Annotated in this window: 14 protein-coding genes; 8 read left to right on the top strand and 6 right to left on the bottom strand. The window is 47.7% G+C overall.

Annotated elements, in window-relative coordinates; translation table 11 throughout:
• Nucleotides 1-58 precede the first annotated feature (58 nt).
• Both barA and L9G74_RS02450 read left to right on the top strand, forming a co-directional pair.
• Nucleotides 59-2,830, top strand: coding sequence for a two-component sensor histidine kinase BarA (gene barA, locus L9G74_RS02455; protein WP_238894684.1), 2,772 nt, complete (start codon nt 59-61; stop codon nt 2,828-2,830).
• 3 nt (nt 2,831-2,833) lie between these two features.
• A complete protein-coding gene (locus L9G74_RS02450) occupies nt 2,834-3,445 on the top strand; it encodes a YjaG family protein (protein WP_238894683.1) in 612 nt (203 codons plus the stop codon).
• Between the two features lie 173 nt (nt 3,446-3,618).
• Here the strand turns inward: L9G74_RS02450 and recN are convergent, their stop codons facing one another.
• A complete protein-coding gene (recN, locus tag L9G74_RS02445; RefSeq protein WP_238894682.1) occupies nt 3,619-5,280 on the bottom strand; it encodes a DNA repair protein RecN in 1,662 nt (553 codons plus the stop codon).
• 180 nt (nt 5,281-5,460) lie between these two features.
• Here recN and L9G74_RS02440 point away from each other — a divergent pair, with 180 nt between their 5' ends.
• Nucleotides 5,461-6,351, top strand: coding sequence for a LysR family transcriptional regulator (locus L9G74_RS02440; RefSeq protein ID WP_238894722.1), 891 nt, complete (start codon nt 5,461-5,463; stop codon nt 6,349-6,351).
• Between the two features lie 134 nt (nt 6,352-6,485).
• On the opposite strand, the gene L9G74_RS02435 is transcribed toward L9G74_RS02440, so the two are convergent.
• The 4 genes from L9G74_RS02435 to L9G74_RS02420 all read right to left on the bottom strand — a co-directional run bounded on the left by L9G74_RS02435 (nt 6,486) and on the right by L9G74_RS02420 (nt 10,719).
• On the bottom strand, nt 6,486-7,457 hold the full coding sequence (locus tag L9G74_RS02435; protein WP_238894681.1) for a PstS family phosphate ABC transporter substrate-binding protein: 972 nt from the start codon (nt 7,455-7,457) through the stop codon (nt 6,486-6,488).
• A 100-nt stretch (nt 7,458-7,557) separates the two neighbouring features.
• Nucleotides 7,558-8,847 (bottom strand): phosphate regulon sensor histidine kinase PhoR, encoded by a 1,290-nt coding sequence (gene phoR, locus L9G74_RS02430; protein WP_238894680.1) that lies wholly within the window; start codon nt 8,845-8,847, stop codon nt 7,558-7,560.
• A 77-nt stretch (nt 8,848-8,924) separates the two neighbouring features.
• A complete protein-coding gene (phoB, locus tag L9G74_RS02425) occupies nt 8,925-9,614 on the bottom strand; it encodes a phosphate regulon transcriptional regulator PhoB (RefSeq protein ID WP_238894679.1) in 690 nt (229 codons plus the stop codon).
• A 175-nt stretch (nt 9,615-9,789) separates the two neighbouring features.
• Nucleotides 9,790-10,719, bottom strand: coding sequence for a porin (locus L9G74_RS02420; protein WP_238894678.1), 930 nt, complete (start codon nt 10,717-10,719; stop codon nt 9,790-9,792).
• 294 nt (nt 10,720-11,013) lie between these two features.
• On the opposite strand from L9G74_RS02420, the gene rdgC reads away from it, so the two are divergent.
• On the top strand, nt 11,014-11,928 hold the full coding sequence (gene rdgC / locus L9G74_RS02415) for a recombination-associated protein RdgC (protein ID WP_238894677.1): 915 nt from the start codon (nt 11,014-11,016) through the stop codon (nt 11,926-11,928).
• 139 nt (nt 11,929-12,067) lie between these two features.
• Here the strand turns inward: rdgC and tyrR are convergent, their stop codons facing one another.
• Nucleotides 12,068-13,609 carry a transcriptional regulator TyrR gene (tyrR, locus tag L9G74_RS02410; RefSeq protein WP_238894676.1) on the bottom strand — a complete coding sequence of 514 codons (1,542 nt, stop codon included), beginning with the start codon at nt 13,607-13,609 and terminating at the stop codon, nt 12,068-12,070.
• Between the two features lie 377 nt (nt 13,610-13,986).
• Between tyrR and galU the strand changes: the two genes are divergently transcribed.
• The 4 genes from galU (at nt 13,987) to L9G74_RS02390 (ending at nt 19,598) form a co-directional block, all read left to right on the top strand.
• A complete protein-coding gene (gene galU, locus L9G74_RS02405; protein WP_238894675.1) occupies nt 13,987-14,892 on the top strand; it encodes a UTP--glucose-1-phosphate uridylyltransferase GalU in 906 nt (301 codons plus the stop codon).
• A 510-nt stretch (nt 14,893-15,402) separates the two neighbouring features.
• On the top strand, nt 15,403-15,813 hold the full coding sequence (locus L9G74_RS02400) for a bactofilin family protein (RefSeq protein WP_238894674.1): 411 nt from the start codon (nt 15,403-15,405) through the stop codon (nt 15,811-15,813).
• A gap of 175 nt (nt 15,814-15,988) precedes the next feature.
• Nucleotides 15,989-16,984, top strand: a complete 996-nt coding sequence (locus tag L9G74_RS02395) for a LysR family transcriptional regulator (protein ID WP_238894673.1) — start codon at nt 15,989-15,991, stop codon at nt 16,982-16,984.
• Nucleotides 16,985-17,231: 247 nt separating this feature from the next.
• The gene (locus tag L9G74_RS02390) at nt 17,232-19,598 is read left to right on the top strand and encodes an OmcA/MtrC family decaheme c-type cytochrome (RefSeq protein ID WP_238894672.1); all 2,367 of its coding nucleotides are present in this window, start codon (nt 17,232-17,234) and stop codon (nt 19,596-19,598) included.
• Nucleotides 19,599-19,636 lie beyond the last annotated feature (38 nt).

The following is a 19,636-nucleotide window of genomic DNA, read 5'->3' as shown; positions in this document are numbered from 1 at the left end:
TTAATCTGGCAGTCTATACGGCAGATTTTATCTTTCAGTCCCGGACCCGAATAATTTCATGAAAAGCACCGGCAATTTGACCAAGTACAGCCTGCGCTCATGGGTGTTGATGCTGGCTTTGGCTCCGACGATTCTCGTTGGGGTGTTACTTGGCAGCTACTTTACCATAAATCGCTTTTATGAACTGGAAGATACCCTCAAAGAGCAAGGCAGCAATATTCTCGAACCGTTAGCCATCGCCAGCGCCACCGATCTCGCCAACAACAATCGTGAAGCCGCCAAACGTTTACTCGCCGCCGCGCAACTCAATAAATCCACATTAGTAAAATCAATCGCCATTTTTGATGGTGATAACCAGTTGTTCGTCACCTCGCACTACCATAAAGATTTTGAATTAATGCGTTTGTCGGGCGAACTTGGCTCGCTTCAGCAAACCCAATTTGACCCAGTAGGCGATAGTTTAGTAGTACGCACGCCGATTTACGCGGTAACCAGCTTATTAGCACTGGATGATGTGGTGGGCGAACCGCATGCAGGGAAACCAATAGGCTACGCGGCGTTACTCCTCAACAAAGAGAAAGCGCTGTTGGAGCAGCATCGCGCCGCCATGGCCGCGGTGATCATTGTACTGATTGGGGTGCAACTCAACTTACTATTTACCTTTCGACTGGTGAAAAACGTCACCCAACCGATTACCGACATGGTACGAGCGGTGGCAAAAATCCGCGAAGGCAAATTGGATACGCGGCTACAAGAAAACCTCATCGGTGAACTTGATCTGCTCAAGCGCGGCATTAACGCGATGGCCGGCTCGCTGTCGGAATATCACGATGAGATGCAGCAGAATATTGACCAAGCCACCTCAGATTTACGCGAGACGCTGGAGCAGATTGAGATCCAAAACGTTGAGCTAGACCTTGCTAAAAAACGGGCGCTGGAAGCCAGTCGCATCAAGTCCGAATTTTTGGCCAACATGTCGCACGAACTGCGCACACCACTCAATGGTGTAATAGGTTTTGCGCGGCAGTTAATGAAAACCTCGTTGCAAGACAGCCAACGTGATTACATCGAAACGATTGAGAAAAGCGCCAGTAATTTGCTGACGATTATTAACGACATTCTCGATTTCTCTAAGTTAGAAGCCGGTCGCATGACCTTTGAAAACATGCCGTTTTCACTACGCGAATGTGTTGATGAAACGCTGAAAATCCTCTCCCCTGCCGCGCAAGAGAAGCAGCTTGAGTTGGTCGTTGATGTGGCGCCAGATGTACCCGATAACATCAACGGTGACAGCAAACGTCTCAATCAAATTCTGACGAACCTCGTTGGTAACGCAGTTAAGTTTACCGACGAAGGCAGTGTGATGTTACGCATGGTGGTCAATCAACAGTGTGACGACGAGGTGGAACTGCATTGCGAAGTGGAAGACACCGGCGTCGGCATTGATGAATCGCAGCAAGATGTCCTGTTCCAAGCCTTTGGCCAAGCGGATTCCAGTATCTCACGCCGATTTGGTGGCACCGGTCTAGGGTTGGTGATCACCAAACGTCTGGTGGACCAACTCGGTGGCCAGATCGGTTTTACCTCGCGTACTGGTGAAGGCTCAACCTTCTGGTTCACTTTGAGCTTGAAACTCAGTCAATTTCAACTGGATGTGAAGCAGCCAGTGGCACGCTTGAAAGATAAAAGTGTGTTGTTGTATGAACCGCGCGAACTGTCACGCAATGTGTTGCAGAAACGTTTGCGCCGTTGGGAAATGTTGCTGCACGTCGCCGAAGACATCAATCAGCTACAAGCAATTTTGGCCAGTGGTAAACACTATCACTACATTCTGTTGAGCTGCCACGGCTTTGATTCGCCAACACACATTGACGCAGTACTGAAACAAGCCAAACAACATACAGAAGCCTTGGTTGCGTTATTTGATTGCGGCAATCAGCAAGTGCTTAACAGTGTCATTCGCCCTATCGTGGATATTGTGATTCAAACTCCTGTCAGCGAGGCGCAGATGGCAAAACGCCTGTTGGAAACGCCGACAGAACTGCCATGTGAGGAACAAATTAATACCAGCAGTAATGCCCCAATCAATATGTCGGTGCTAGCGGTTGATGACAACTATGCCAACTTGAAACTCATCGACACCGTGCTGCATGAATTAGTGACCAATGTCAGCACGGCCAAAAACGGTGAACAGGCGATTGAACTCTGCGCTCAACAGCCTTTTGATTTGATTTTTATGGATATTCAGATGCCTGGCGTTGATGGTATCAACGCCACGGCTCAAATCCGCGCTAACGGCCCAAACGTTAACACGCCAATCATTGCTGTGACCGCTCATACGATTCAAGAAGAGCGGGACCGTATTCTCAGCAGTGGCATGGACGGTTATCTACCCAAGCCCATCGATGAAGTTGCCTTAAAGAGTATTCTGAGTCGCTGGCATGTGGGCGATAGCACCGCGATTCAACATCAGCCACAAAGCAGTGTGAATTGGGCCATGTGTTTAGTGCAGGCCAATAACAATGAGTCACTGGCGATAGAGATGTTGCAAATGCTGCACGACTCAATCCCTGAAACCCACACGACGATTGAACAAGCACTTGAACGGCATGACCATGAAGTTATGCTCAAAACCGTGCACAAACTGCATGGCGCTTGTTGCTACTCTGGCGTACCGGATCTACAAAAGCTATGTCAAACCATAGAGACGGGACTCAAGCACGCACAACCGCTCGATGAGCTAGAACCTGAAGTACTAGAGTTACTTGATGAGCTAACTAAGGTAGAATCCGCAGCCATTGAGATTATTGCCGCTCACCATACGGATTAATTCATGACCAAACCCGGTTTTTTTAAACGCTTAAAGGCCTTAAGCCTACAGCAAAAGAAGTTATTTGCGGTGGCCCTGTGTCAACGTATGCAGCCCAATTACCAACTGTTTGCCGAAGTATGCGAATTTGGTAATGCCTCAGTGCTCGACACCTTGCAGCAGTTGCTGTGGCAGTCACTGTACGACAACAAGCTCAAGCTGAATTTAGAGGCGCAGATCAACAAGCTAGAAGAGAACACGCCAGAGCCTGAAGACTTTGATGTGTACGGTGTCTATCCCGCGCTAGATGCCGTGGTGGCGTTATCTAGCTACTTAGGCGCACTAGAAAGTAAGATTGAAGATGATATTACCAATATCTCGAAACTCTCTTCAGCCACGGTTGCCAACTATGTTGAAGCATTAATCGGTGATGATTTCACCGATGAGGCCGCTTTAGATGAGGCGGTATATGCCCACCCGATGATGCAGCAAGAACGTGAATTACAAGCATCGTTGCTGGAACTCATCGAGGATAATCCTGAGCCAAGCGCTGACTTTATCAAGGCGTTGCGCAAAGAGATTGTGCAAGATGGCGTGTCTAACATTGGTATCAGTTTGAGCGACAGCGCCGAGTAGTTACTGTTACTAATTAAGACGATTCGTACCGCAGCTAACTTGTAATGATGGTTACAGACCCATTCGCCGCAGTACTAATGACGAAGAGATGAAAACCATAAGGGCCACAAACGTGGCCCTTACTTTTAGCAGTTGCTGACCTTAATAAAACACGAAAGATCAACGTCCTCTATCTATTCAGCAAGCAATTCGCGGGCATTCGCCAAGGTGTTACTGGTAATGGTATCGCCGCCAAGCAAGCGCGCTAACTCTTCAATCCGTTGCTCACGGTTCAATGGCACCATTGAGGTCTCGGTCATACCACCTTTGCTCTGCTTGGCAACAAACATCTGTTGATGTCCGTTACCGGCCACTTGCGGCAAGTGAGTCACACACATCACTTGGGTGGTTGAACCGAGCTGACGCAACATCCGGCCCACTACAGCGGCTGTCGGGCCGGAAATCCCCACATCCACTTCGTCAAAAATCAGCGTTGGCGTGGCCACTTTTTGCGAGGTGATCACTTGAATACCTAAACCAATGCGTGACAACTCACCACCTGACGCCACTTTTGACAAGCTGTCCAATGGCTGGCCGGGGTTAGTACTTACTTTAAAGTCCACACTATCACTGCCGTGCAATGACATCGTCTGCTCGTTGAAATTTACCTCAATGGTAAATTTAGCCTTAGGCATGTTGAGCTCACGAATCGACTCAGTGACTAACTTATCAAGCACTTTGGCGTAGCGTTGGCGACTACTGCTCAGTTTCTGTGCTGCTTGTTGATACGCCTCTTGGTATTGCTGCACCTGCGCTTGCAGCGCTTCAACCATTTCGTCGTTGGAGTCGAGCGAGTTAAGCTCAGCCAACAAACTCTGGTGATGCTGATACAGTTCATTTGGCGTGACGTGATGCTTACGGCTCAGTTGCATCACTTTGGATAGCCGCGACTCCAACTGGGCAAAATACTCAGGGTCCATCTCCAAGTTATCCGCGTAATGCTGTAGTTCGCTACGACTCTCTTGCACTTGGATCAGCGCTTCATTGAGCATGGTATTGACCGAACTCAATTTGTCATCGTAACTCACTAGCTCGTCGGCCATAGAGATCACGCGATTGAGGAGTGACTCAATGTTGGCTTCATCATCCTCACTCAGCATCAACATGCTAGCTTGTAAGCATTCAGCCAAAGCCGTGCTATTCGCCAAACGCTTATGCTCGTTCTCTAACTCGACAAACTCCTGCTCGCCTAAGTCAAAGTCATTGAGTTCCTCAACTTGATAGCTCAGCAGCTGACGCCGCGCTTGGCGCTCTTGTGCAGTTTGCTCCAACTCGCGCAGTTGTTGTTCCGCGTGGCGCAGATTGTGATAGCTTTTAACCACTGCATCCAACAGCAATTGGTGCCCCGCGTAACTGTCCAGCAGCACCAGTTGTTGGTCTGCTCGTAGCAAGGCGTGGTGCGCATGTTGCCCATGAATACCAATTAGCAATGCTCCCAACAATTTAAGCTGGGTAATCGGCACCGGGTTACCATTGATGTATGCCCGCGAGCGACCATCTGCGGCAACGGTACGACGTAGAATACATTCGTCATCCAACTCGAGGTCGTTGTCTTCTAACCAGCGCTTCGCCAACGGCACATCGCTCAAAGAAAAGCGTGCGCTGACTTCAGCTTTATCGGCGCCTGGGCGCACAGAAGCTGCATCAGCACGATTACCTAAACATAAACCTAATGCATCAATTGCGATGGATTTACCCGCACCGGTTTCACCGGTGATGGTGGTCATGCCCGCTCGAAATTCAAGCTCTAAAAAGCGGACAATAGCGTAATTGGTAACACTGAGTTGGCAAAGCATAACCGCTCCTAAAACCACTGTATTGATGAACAGTATATACTGATTTTTTATACAGTAAATATGCTGTTTAAAAATTTGTCATGCATACGTTATCTGGCAATAGTTCACCTGCAACATCGCCTAATCGAGTGCATTTATACTAAGATATGCGCGGGCCTTATGACAGAAGTGAACCACGCCATGCAAAGCCACCAAGCGGCTGAATTTCAGTTAATTTATCTTTTTGTACACCTCGTCAACGTCGGCAGTTTTTCCGGTGCGGCCAAAGAGCTGGATATGCCAGTTGCTACGGTGAGTCGTAAGTTAGCTAAGCTTGAAACCACCATGAATCAGCAGTTATTGATGCGCAGTACCCGCAAGCTGCGACTGACCGAAGAAGGTTTGGCACTGTTTCAAAAGTACCAAGCGTTGATTGCGCAGTTTGACGCATTAAATGGCGCGCCAGAAACGCCGGAAGGCACCTTGCGCGTTTCCGCCCCCATCTCAATCGTAACGGCCCTGTTCATTGACGTGATTAACGACTTCTGTGATCGCTACCCAGATATTCGCTTGCATATCGTACAAAGCAATGAGGAGTTTGATCTGATTGAAGAAGGGATCGACGTTGCTATCGTTGGCGGCACTCAGCCAGATTCTTCGTGGATATCACGCTCGATGGGGGTGCTTGATTATCGCCTAGTCGCCGCCCCCGGTTATTTACAACAAGCCACGCCGCTTCAGCACCCTCAACAACTGGCGCAACATAAGATCATCAAAGCTTGGCCGCTGTATAACTTTTCGTTGCGCCACCCTAATGGCGATAGTTTTTATTACGATGGGCCAGCAAAGTTAACGTTAACGGATTTGAACGGCGCCATCATCGCGGCCGAACGTGATGGCGGCATTTTATATGGCCCAGAGCTGTTCGTGCGCCAGCAACTCGCCAGTGGCAAGCTGCAAATTGTGTTACCTGATTGGCAGTGCGAAAAACGCCGCATTTCACTCTTGCACCATCAACGCAGCCAGCAGCCACTAAAAGTGAAACTGTTTATCGATTTCATGCTGAGCCGCGCTGACGCACTATTTAACTAGGAAGGTGCGAACAAGTCTTAGGGACGCTTGGGATTTGTATGCCATAGCCGTCTTAGCCACAAATATCAGCCAACAAAAAACCTCGTCTAGCGAGGTTTTTTTTGTTGCGTAGCTTAAGCTGATATACCTTCGGCTTATAAACTGATGCCAGCCTCAGCTAAGTCTTTGGCAATAATATTTGCTGGCAAGGACACGTAGCCGTCTTTTTCAACCACCATCTGCCCTTGTTTCGACAGCATGAACTTTACGAACTCACGCTGCATCGGCGTCAGCGGTTGGTTGGGATGTTTATTCACATACACATAGAGATAACGCGCGAGTGGGTACTTACCACTCACCGCATTTTCAGGCGTAGCGGCAATGTAAGGGCCGCCATTTTTAGCAATAGCAACGGCCTTTACTCCCGCCGTTTTATAGCCGATACCAGAGTAACCGATAGCATTGAGCGATTGTGATACCGATTGCACTACCGAGGCACTGCCCGGCTGCTCGTTAACACTGGCTTTAAAATCACCTTTGCATAAAGCATGCTCTTTAAAGAAGCCATAGGTGCCAGATACCGAGTTACGGCCGTAGAGTTGAATATCTTTGGCAGCCCAATCACCGCTTAAACCAACATCGCCCCAACGCACCATGTCGGTGGAGTTACACTTATGGGTGGCCGAGAAAATGCCATCAATCTGAGCGACGGTAAGCCCTTTTATCGGATTATCTTTGTGCACAAACAGCGCCAACGCGTCAATGGCGACGCGAATACGTGTGGGCTTGTAGCCGTAGTGCTTTTCAAACGCTTCCTCTTCATTAGGTTTCATCGCACGGCTCATGGGACCAAACTGCGATGTCCCCTCGGTCAAGGCTGGCGGTGCGGTAGAAGAACCTGCGGCTTGGATCTGCACATTTACGTTGGGATAAATACGCTTAAACTCTTCCGCCCACAACGTCATCATGTTGGCTAAGGTGTCGGAACCGACGGAAGACAGGTTGCCTGAAACACCGCTGGCTTTCTGATATTCAGCTAAGTTGGGATCGACCGCGGCCTCAGCTGAATGAGCAAATAATGCGGCGCTAGCAAGTGCAATAGCGCTCAACCAATAGTTAACTTTCATAGAGGCTCCGTGAACTGATGCGATGACAGCGGAAATGACGCTCAGTATCTAAAGTTAGCATGTCGTTCATATTTCACTTTAGTGACAGTTAAATGACAAACTAAACAATCAAATGTTGTGGAATAACAAAGCTAAAGGTACTGCCCTTGCCCAAGGTGCTAGCAATCACTAACTCACTGTGATGGTGGTTTACCGCATGTTTAACAATCGCCAACCCCAAGCCTGAACCACCGGTCTGCCGCGAGCGCGCATTATCGACACGGTAGAAACGCTCGGTTAAGCGAGCGATATGTTGCGGTGCAATGCCGATCCCGCTGTCAGTGACACTGAACATGGCGCCTTTGGCAACTCGCTGCCAGCGCACCACAATCTTGCCACCCGGCTCAGTGTAGCGAATGGCATTGGAGATCAGATTTGAGCAGGCGCTGCGTAGCTGTAGTTCGTCGCCGTGAATATTCAGCGGTGACTCAAGCTCAAATTGCACTTCATATTGATCACGTGCTAACGCCTGGGCTTCCGAGCGTAATATCGACAACAACTTGTCCATGTCGACCACTTTTTCCAGATTGATCTCGGCCGAGTCTTCAATACGCGACAGCGCCAGCAACTGCTCCACCATCGACTGCATGCGGCTGGCTTGCTGCTGCATCAAGCTTAATGGACGTTGGTTTGGGTCATCGGGCTCCGCCATGCTCTGCATCACCTCTAAATAGCCCTGCAGCACAGTGAGCGGCGTTTTCAGCTCATGGGAAACGTTAGCGACAAAGTCTTTACGCATCCCTTCCAACTGACGCACCCGCGTAATATCACGGGCAATCAACAACATCTGTTGTTCGCCATAGGCAATCAGGCGGATCTCCAGCATACGCTTTTCAGAGACGGGAGACGGCAAGGCGAGCGGCTCATCAAACTGGCCGCTTTTGAGATAGGCTGAAAAATCCGGATGGCGGATAAGGTTGTCGACTCGCTGACCATTATCTTGCGGCCAAACTAAGCCCAACATCAGTTGCGCCAGTTTGTTGCACCAAACAATATTCAACGCAGCATCTAACACCACGGCCGCGTCGGGTAACGCTTCAGCACCTTGGCGAAAACGCCCAAGCAGCCCGGCAAGTTGGCTGACCCGCTTACGGTTTTTGCCTTGCAGGCGATAGATACCGTTAAACACACCTTCCCAACTACCACTGCCCTGTGGCGGCGTTAGTCGGCGATCTTTCCACAGCCAATGGTTGAGGCGTAACAGTTGGCGATAGTGCCAAACCAACAGGACTGATGCACCGATACTGAACACTAGCCAAACGTGGCCAGTGAGCAAACCCAGTAGCAGGCAGCCTAGCAAGTAAAATGCTAGGCGAGAAAACAAGCGGTACCCAGAATAGGAATCAAACATACGTTTTAACAGCCATTAGCGTCCAGCTGGCATTGCACATTATAGCTTGCGGTAACCGTGCAATGACGGCCACGTTACTAGGTGCGCGTTGAAAAACGATAACCCGCACCGCGAACAGTTTGGATCAAGTTATCGTGACCTGACGGCTCAACCGCCTTACGCAAACGGCGAATATGCACATCGACGGTACGGTCTTCTACATACACGTTAGTGCCCCAAACGTTGTCCAATAATTGCTCGCGTGAATAAACGCGTTCAGGGTGTGTCATAAAGAAATGCAGCAAGCGAAATTCGGTCGGCCCCATGTCCAGCACATTTTCGCCCACCGTGACGCGGTGACTAACTGGGTCTAAGGTCAAGCCTTGAACTTCAATGGTATCTTCTAAACGGGTGGGTGCCGCACGGCGCAATACCGCTTTGATACGGGCCACCAGCTCTTTGGGCGAAAACGGTTTAGTAATGTAGTCATCGGCACCTACTTCAAGGCCTTTGACTTTATCTTCCTCTTCACCGCGAGCGGTTAACATAATGATAGGGATTTGCCGGGTAAACTCATCTTGTTTGAGGGTTTTGGCAAACTGAATACCACTGCCACCTGGGAACATCCAATCAAGCAAAATCAGATCGGGGTAAGGCTCAGTTAACAAGGCAGAGGCAGATTCAAAATCTTCGGCAGCACTGGTGGCAAAGCCATGTTGTTCCATCACAAACGTGAGCATTTCGCGAATTGCAGCTTCGTCTTCAACAATCAAAATTCTTGCAGTCATGGTCGCTTCTTTAAGTAATATGACACGCGGTTATTATTGGACAATTTTATGACAGATTTATGAATAACCAGCAACTTATCGGTAATATTCGCGTCATTTTGGCATAGATTGCTGCACGAGTAACCCAAAAACAAAACGCCAGACAGCGCTGGCGTTTTTTTACAACAAAGGCAGTTTAGAACTTGTGTTCCAGACCCAGGCCGATGTAGTTGTCATCGTCTGATACACCTTCCATTGAACGGGTGGTGTAGAAGGCAAACAATTTAGTTGGCTTAGCCAATTTGTAGTCTGCGCCGACTGACCATGAATCACCGGTATCTTCCATATCTTGATACTGAGCTTTTAAGGTCACGGCATTGATATCGTAGGCGGCACTTAACAAATAGCCATCAACGCTATCCGCATCGCCTTCAGACTCTTCTTGAGACTGATACATTGCGCCCAACTTCAGGTCAGCAATTTTGCCTTGCACTGTAGCGCGCACGATATCGTAACCTTTCACTTTTGAATCATACGCAATAGCGGCGTAGATAGGTGTGCTTTTCAAGGCGGCATCACCATACATCAACGCTGCCGATACACCGCTTTCGCCGTCTTGAGAATTCGACGCTTCAGCAGCGTAAGTTACACCCAATCTTACATTGCCCAGCGCTGGAGTAACGTAGTTAACCGTTTGTTCGATACGGTTGTCACCTTTGAACAGGCTTTTCAAGTCACCTGACAAGTCATTGAATTGGTCAACATTACCTTGTGACACTTTCATCATGGTGTCTTGACGGCCAACAGACAGCGCACCAAAGTTACCTTTCAGACCAACAAACTGGTTACGCGCTTTGAAGTTGTTGCTGCTGTCATCGTTAGTAGCTACTTCATATTCTACTTGGTAGAAAGCACTCAGTGAGTTACCTAAATCGTACTCACCTTTAACGCCGAGGCGAGAAGCGTTGCTTTGTACCGCTGTTTCAGATTCACCATCTTCGTCATTTGACTGTACTGTTACGTTCAGTTTGCCGTAAACAGTCAATGGGTCAGCTGCTTGTGCAGAGGCGATACAAGCAGAAGCGATAGCGGTAGCGAGTAGGGTTTTGCAAATTGCGTTCATCATTATTTCCTTTCGACGTTATATTCGCCTTGGTTATGGATTTGGAACGAGCGCAAGTTTGCAGACAGCATGTTGCAGTTTTATTTCATCTAAAATGGCCCCAGTACAAAATGGTGAAAATTCATGGTGGAATAATCCCAAAAAGTCAGCAACCATGGGGCTTTGAGAGCCCATGGAATAAATATGACAATTTGGTTAAATCTTTGAATCAGTGCAATTTGGCGATAATGTGACCGCAGTTTACCGCGCTAGAAAGATGGCTTACACTGCCGATCCCGTTACAAGTGAGCAGTGAATATGTGGTTTAAAAATCTTACCCTTTATCGTTTCAATAAACCTTTTGCGATTGAAACCGAGCAATTAGAACAAGCACTGGAAGCTTATCAATTTCACCCGTGCTCAAGTCAGGATATTAGCAAGTTTGGCTTCAGTAAGGCCTTTGGCAAAATCGGCCAATCGTTAGTACATAGCGCTAATCAACGCCATCTTATTTGTGCCACCAAAGAAGAGAAAATCTTACCTTCTCAAGTCATCAAAGAAGCGCTCGAAGAAAAAGTCGCGCTGCTAGAAGATGAAGAAAACCGCAAAATCACCAAAAAAGAAAAAGACGCGCTAAAGGACGAAATTACCACCACGCTGCTGCCACGCGCATTCAGCCGCCGTAGCCAAATTCATGCGGTGATTTTACCTGAACAGCAACTACTGATTGTTGATAGCAGTAGCGCCACCAAAGCGGAAGAGTTACTGGCCTTGCTGCGTAAAGCAATTGGTAGCTTGCCTGTGGTTCCTGTGAGTTTCGCTACCCCGATTGAACTACAACTGACCGATTGGCTGAAACAAGGTGAGCTGCCAGTACCGTTCTACATGCAAGACGAAGCTGAGCTGAAATCCGCCGCCGATGAAGGCGGTATTGTGCGCTTTAAGCAACAGAATCTCACCGAAGATGAAGTGCTTGCTCACCTCGAAGCTGGCAAGCAAGTACATAAACTGGCGATTCAGTTTGAACAATCGATCAGCTTTGTGTTGCAATCTGATGCGGGTATTCGTCGCCTGAAATTTGCCGAAGAATTCCGTGCCCAAACTGATGATGTGGCAGGTGAAGATCCGCTGGCAAAACTGGATGCCGACTTTGTCCTGATGACCGGTGAAATCATCGCGCTGCTCAACACGCTATTTATCAAGCTTGGTGGCGTTGAAGAGCAAAGTATTTAAGTGTTATCGAGAGTGACTACTAACGTGGTTGCACTCAAAGTGCACACATAACGTCAGTTCGATTACCGCACACGAAAAAGCGCCAATCTGCTTGGCGCTTTTTCATTTTTTCACAATATGGTTATCACGCTGGCGCTAATTACTTCGCCTTATTAATGCCGTATTCACGGAGCTTATTGGCAATGGCGGTATGGGACACCCCCAGTTTTTTAGCCAACTGCCGCGTACTCGGATACGACGGATACAAACGGCGTAGCAAGCTCGACTCAAACTTCTTCATCGCTTGATCTAACGTACCGTCAAAGTCCCCCTCGAAATAGCCCTGCCCCTCTTCATAAGACGGCAATTTAAGCTGGTCAATGGTGAGTTCATTCGCAACCCCGTCCCACATGGAAACGGCACGGAAAATAGCATTTTTCAGTTGGCGCACATTGCCCGGCCAAGCATAAGCAAGTAGGAAGTTGCGGCACTTGGTCGAAATGCGTTTTATTGGGCAAGAAAGCTGTTGGCTGTAGTGTTCCAAAAACATTTCTGCCAACGGAATGATATCGCTGCGACGCTCACGCAACGCTGGCAGATGAAAGCCCAACACGTGAATGCGATAGTATAAATCCTCGCGGAATTTGCCCTCTTGGCAACGTTTGGCGAGGTTCTCTTGCGTAGAGCAGATGATGCGAATATCCGGTCGAATGTCTTCCTCACCACCAACACGTCGAAAACTGCCGTCTTGCAGTAAGCGCAGCAGTTTAATCTGCGCCGCATTACTCATCTCAGCCACTTCATCGAGAAACACGGTGCCGCCTTTGGCTTCCTCAAAAAAGCCATGCTTCATCAACTTACCGTTGGTCACATAGCCAAACAGCTCCTCTTCGACCGCGCTGTCAGGGATCGCCGCACAGTTGATAGCTACAAACGGTTTTTCTCGGCGCATACTAGCATCGTGACAGGCACGTGCCATCATCTCTTTGCCCGTCCCCGTTTCTCCGGTAATCAATAACGGTGCGTCTAATTGCGCCATGCGCTGTGCTTGATTGACCACATCTTGCAGCTTATCACTGACGGCCAGCACATTCTCGAACCCCTTATAACGGCGCTGCAACGCATTAAACTGCTTGCCAACGCGATCAGGGGTTTTAAGAGTGATAACCGCACCGGCCAACAGCGAATGTTGCTCATCTTCTGGCAGCTCAATGGGGAGCATTTCGGCGAGGTATTCATCAACCCCAATGTGAACCCGCGCCGTTTGTCCGTGCACCTGCGATTCACTCAACCAGCGGCTAAAATTGAACCCCTGTACCCAATGATTGAGCGGTTCGTCCTGTACTTCATGCTCTTGCATGCCGAGCATAAATAGCGCGGATTCATTAACAAAACGAATCGCACCTTTGGCATCTAGCGAAAACACACCATCAGGAAGGGTTTTGAGTAAGGTTTTTAAGGCGTAGCGCTCTTGCTCTGATGGCATAATCGCCACCGTGCGCACATCGTGTACACTATCAACCTTGCGGATCTGAGGCATAAGCTCTTTGAGAATATCAAAAGGCACTTCAGCGAACTGTAAATAAAGACGACCTTTAGTCATCGCATCAATAGACACTAAGTTGATACTGTATCGCTCCAGCACCGTCAAAATATCCTTTGCCACACCGACGCGATCTAGGCAGGTGACTTCCAACCGCATAAACATTTTCCCTAATTTTTCTTCATTCTCGGGATCATTGGCTTAATGACAAAAGCCATGCCAGCCGTATTTACTATAAGGTAGAGGGATCGTGACAGAGTGGCAAGGCTTCTTTACAGCCTGACGATATTGATGTACAAAAAACCACCACAAATAGTTCAACTGAGAAGATAAAAACCTGCAAACGACGCGTAACAGCTTAAAATGAATTGTTGATATGTTGTAAAAAACAAACAAAACATGAACCAAGGCTGTCAAAACGACAAAATAGTCAGCAAAAGCTATGAGTTAAGCAAAATTAAGTGGTATTAGTATCAACCACAATTAGAATAGCGTGATCCAAAATTTCAATTCACATAGCACTGAAAAGGATGTCTATGAAAAGCACAATTCGCAAAGCTGTTATCCCTGTGGCAGGCTTGGGTACTCGCATGCTGCCAGCCACCAAAGCTATCCCAAAAGAGATGCTGCCGGTCGTTGACCGCCCGTTGATCCAGTATGTTGTCAATGAAGCTATTGAAGCTGGCATTAAAGAGATTGTGTTAGTGACACACGCCAGTAAAAACTCTATCGAAAACCATTTTGATACCAGTTTTGAGTTGGAAGCCCAACTTGAGCGCCGTGTAAAACGTCAGCTATTGAACGAAGTGCAATCCATCTGCCCTGATGACGTTACCATTATCAGTGTGCGTCAATCGGAAGCCAAAGGCTTAGGCCATGCAATTTTGTGTGCTAAGTCGGTCGTCGGCGATAATCCATTTGCCGTGATCCTGCCTGATGTACTGATCGACAGTGCTAGCAGTAATCTGGCGAAGGATAACCTTGCCGCGATGGTAAGACTGTACGATGAAAACCAACACGGTCAGATCATGGTCGAAGGCGTGCCAGAAGCGATGGTGCATCAATATGGTATCGCCGATGTGAATGGTCATGACCTGCAACCTGGCGGTAGCGCACCATTGGAACAATTGGTAGAAAAACCCAAAGTTAACGAAGCACCATCAAACCTCGCCGTAGTTGGTCGTTATGTGCTGCCAGCCGCCATTTGGCCGCTGCTTGCCAAAACACCTTCTGGCGCAGGTGGTGAGATTCAGTTAACCGACGCCATCGCCATGCTAATGGAACGCGAACAGGTTGATGCCTATTACATGTTAGGTAAAAGCCATGACTGCGGTAACAAACTCGGTTACTTGCAAGCGGTTATTGAGCACGCTGTGCGTCATAAAGAAGTCGGTTCAGAGTTTACCGACTACTTGAAAAGCTTTGTTGCAGCGCTTAAGTAGTCAACAGTCTAGGGGCTGTTTATCTTTGCTGGTTGTTTTTGCAGCAGGCAGAGCGTGATTTAGGCAAGGCAGGTGATGTGCCGTGTAGTTATTCTCCACAAACAGCACCTAACGCTGAATAAATTGCGCTCTGTCGATGCCCGAAGGGTTCATTTAAACGCATCCTGAACTTTGTTGCCCCCAGCTTGCTTAGTTGACTAAGCGTCGCAGGCCGCGCCTCGTTCATAACGCGCTTAATTTGAACAAAAATTAAACACTAAGATAAACAGCCCCTAGCTAATCCATAATAACGCCTGATAAAAACATCAGGCGTTATTATTTGTGAAGGGCAAACATCTCATCAGCCATTTCCGCCAAACAATTGTCACCTGCCCAATCAAACAGCAAATTATTAACAATCCACCACGACCAACTCTCATTCCGTCACAACGCCAATTATTAATGGTTTTCTTATTGGCCTCATCTCGGTAACATCCCCTAAGCTGAAAATTAACAGGATGTCACTTCAGGATGTTTAAAAGTAGTAAAAAGAAATCTGATATCACCTATATCGCTAAAGGCACCAGCATTACCGGCACAGTGTATTTTGATGGCGATACTTTAGTTGGCGGCGCATTACAAGGTGAAATCCACGCTGAGCGCAGTGTCTCTATTGAGCCAAATGGTGTGGTCGATGGCCAACTAAGATGCGTGGAATTGCGCGTGTCGGGCTGCTTCAAAGGTAAATTAATGTGCGAAAAGCTGGTGATTACTGAGCGCGGACAGGTTGAAGGCGAAGTTTCCTGCAGCAATATGGAGATTTTTGACGGCGGACAATTCATTGGTGTTCGTTTAAAAGAACAATTGCACTTGCTAGAAGATGTGCCATCGCTTCTCAAAAACTCACCGAGAGCTGACAAAGAATTACTCGAAGCAGAGTAAATAACGTGGTTTTCGTTCACTGTGTGGCGTGATTTGACTCTCATTTTCGCCACTTTTTTCTATTTTCGATAGCTCTCCCCCGTAAACATCACAGTCAAATGTCATAAGATTGTTTAGCATTATGTGAGATAAGAAACTTTTGTAACTTGCCTCATCAGAAAGGCTGATAATAATTATGACTAGCAGACTGCTAAAACAACTGTGTGAGCTAGATATTTTTACACTGATGGTGTTTAAAAATATCTATGAAACGGGACACGCTAACATAACGGCAAGGGAGTTATCTGTCTCTGCCCCTAAGATCAGCCGATGCCTTAGTTCGCTGCGGTTAGCATTTGATGACGAGTTATTTTATCGCCGTCAACAAAAACTCAAAGCAACGCCGCTAGCAGAAACCCTCTACCAGCCGGTCTGCGATTTTATTCAGTCGGTGTATCAATTAGAGTTACAAGCCAAAAAAAGCCGTGACTACCGCGCGGATGACGGTATTCACATCGCTGTCGGTTATGGACTAATGTCCGCCTTATCACACATCTGTGGCCAAGCCGATTTTCGTAATCGTCTTGGAAAAGTGCGCTTATATAAATGGCAAGATGACTCGGCAGATCTCATTCATAGCGGCGAAATGGATCTTGGTCTCACATTGGAATTTCCAGACAACCAAGAGTTGATTACCACCAATTTAGGGGATGTGGCGGAACTCGGCTTAATCTGCCGCGAGGACCATCCCATCTGGAAAAACGCAGCTTTACTTACGTTAACAGAAATAGCGCGTTATCCGTTTGTCTACCTTGCCATCAAAGGGTTCAATGAGCGGATTGATCCACTGGAACTCTACTGCCAACAGGAAAACATCCCGTTAAACGACATCGACTGCGTTTCAGATATCGAAGAATGGTATGCACATCTACTCACTATGGGCAGCATCGCTTTTGCACCGGCGACAGAATTATGTCACATCGAACAAGTGACGGGGTTACGGACCGAAGTATTACCTAAATCAGAAGTAGACAAACTGCACCGTACCATTTCGATGCCTTCATATAACCTCATTGAAAAATCAGAAAATTATCGCCGATACAATGACACTCAACGGCAAATAATTATTGAGATAGTTACACGTCTGCTCAACTTTCATTGTGAGTCAGATTTACGCCAATTTGGTACTTAATAGTCATTATCATTTACATTAAAAAGAAGCCAAACAAGGCTTCTTTTTGCATTTCAACTGCATATTTTGTCACTTTTTCATCTGCGTAGCGTTTTGCGAAATTACAGATTTCACTTTTCGAAATTTCCATATCGATTTCTTAACCCATGTTTCACAAATCGAACACTTACTAAAGTAATACCCCATTAGTTATAGGTATATTTACGGTACTGCAATAGCAGTCAATATAATTTAAATAAGGGACGCAATGATGAAAAATCATAACATGTCATTACTGGCGCTTATGCTGTCTGGCATGCTCGCTCTAACCGCCTGTGGCGGTGACGACGGCAAAGACGGTGTGAACGGCGCAGACGGTAGCAACGGCGCTGACGGTCAAGATGGCCTGAATGCTGGCGACGTTGTTTCAACCGTTTATCAAGCAGGCGACGTAACCTTTACGATCGACCCAGCTGAAAATACTCTGGCGGGTAGCGGCACTTTTGCACTGAAATTCTCAGCTAACGCTAAAAACCAAGCAGGTGCAGCAACTCCGCTCACTGGTCTGGATATGATTGCGATTTACTCTATTACCGCAGTCACCAATGCTACTAGCAACGGCCCATCCGTTTACTGGCAAAACAACGGCGATGCCGCTGGTGCGCATTCAATGTACTGTACCTTAGATGGTACTTATACTTCACGTGGCCAAACTGGCGAAGCATGTACATTGGTTGAAGACCCAGCTAACCCAGGTACTTACACAGGTACTTGGGCACATGAAGGTACTGCGCCTATCATGAATGCTGCTGACGATTTGAATGCGCCACACCGCGTGATGATTCGTGTTTATAACACCACCGACGCCAACGGCAAGTCAATCAGCGACAAAATTCTGGGTAGCATCGACTACATCCCTGCAACAGGTGAAACTGGCGTCACTACCGGTAAAGACACTGTCGCGGATGCTGCATGTAAACAATGTCACGCTGAAAGTGGCACCACAGGTAACATCGCCAACATCTCAGCTCACAGCAACTATCAAAGCGTAGAAAACTGTGTGTTCTGCCATAACCCAGCAACTCAACCTAGTGAAGAGCAAGCTGCAGAAGGTTATGTATTTGACCTACCAGCCATGATCCACCGTATCCACGGCGGCGCTCACTTAGCTGAATTGGCTCAATATGGCTTTATTCAAACAAAAGAATGGTCTGAAATTGGCTATCCTGCTCCGTTAGATCAATGTACTGTTTGTCACAGTCAAGACGAAGGCAAGACTACTTGGAAAGATGAGCCAACACGTGCTGCATGTGGTGGTTGTCACACCAATATCGACTTTGCTACTGGCGCAAACCACGCTTCATTCTCATTAGCGCAAGCTGATGACTCACAATGTGCTAGCTGCCATGGTACTGGCGGTCTGTCACCAGAAGTTGCCCACGCAGTGGGCGCGCGCGCTGTTGCCGCTGAAAACCTGACTGTTGATTTCACTAGTGCTCAAGTTAATGCGGGTACTTTGACCATCAAAGCAAATGTAACGCTTAACAAACAACCGATTACTGATATTGCTCAATTAGGTATTTTGTCAGTGAAAAGCGTGCTTTTGGGCGGAGTAGATAGCAACGGTACTGTGACTCGTTGGGGAACTCGCCCAACACTCGCAAGTACTTCAGGTTCAGTAACCGACGCGACTAAAGGTGAAGTGACCTTAACTGTTGCCACAACAGCTACCGCAGGTGTGGTTTATGTTGGTACTGAAGCTAACTTCTGTGCACAAAAAGACGGTACTCCAGTAGCGTGTACTTCAGCCGATGCACACTTTGGCTCAACAGATCCTGTAGGTGTGAAATCCACTGTCAAATTCTTTGATATCGGATCTGGTGCTGAAGTCACTGCCGCGAATCAAATCGCTCGTATGGCCGACCCAGCTCGCATTACCATTGCCGAAGCCAAATGTAACGCTTGCCACACTTCTCTTGACTATATCAAGGGTAGTCGTCACGGCGTATACACCTTCGACCAATGTATGGATTGTCACAACAACACCTACCAAGGTTCATACCATCCATTCACTAACCTAGTGCTGACTGACGCCAATGGTGTTAGCACAGTTAAGGATTCAGGTGCTCGCTTCTACAACCGCGATCTCGCCACTGTAGCGCACCGTTTCCATAGCGGTAACATGAATGACGGTACATCTCCTGAAGGTATCTTCTTGGATGGCAGCAAAACACTGCACGGTTATCCTGCACCATCAGCTAACTGCGCAGCATGCCATACATCAGATGCGCTGTTTGGTAATGATGGCATGTTGACTTCTGATCGCCAAAGTATTGCTATCAGCATCACTCAACCACAAAAAGATGAAGCAGCATTGCTGAGTGACACTAGCAACTTCGAAACCAATGCAGTTGTAGGTACAACTTACTACATCTCTCCAGTAGCCGAAGCTTGCCGTGCATGCCATACCAGCAGTTCTGCACTGGCTCACTTCAAATCTAATGGTGCAACTGTTGCCGACGATTTGAATGAATCAGTTAACGTACCTGTTGAATCTTGTGCAACTTGCCACGCCGCTGGTCGCGCAAACGGTATCGACAAAGCGCATGATTGGACAGCAGCAACTGCTGAATAATCACGCTTTAGATGTCTAAATCAAGAAGGACCCTCCGG

This window comes from Shewanella electrica (assembly GCF_022321485.1).
Taxonomy (GTDB): Bacteria; Pseudomonadota; Gammaproteobacteria; order Enterobacterales; family Shewanellaceae; genus Shewanella; species Shewanella electrica.
The sequence above is the reverse complement of the archived record's forward strand: the minus strand, read 5'-3'. Positions and strand labels throughout refer to the sequence as shown.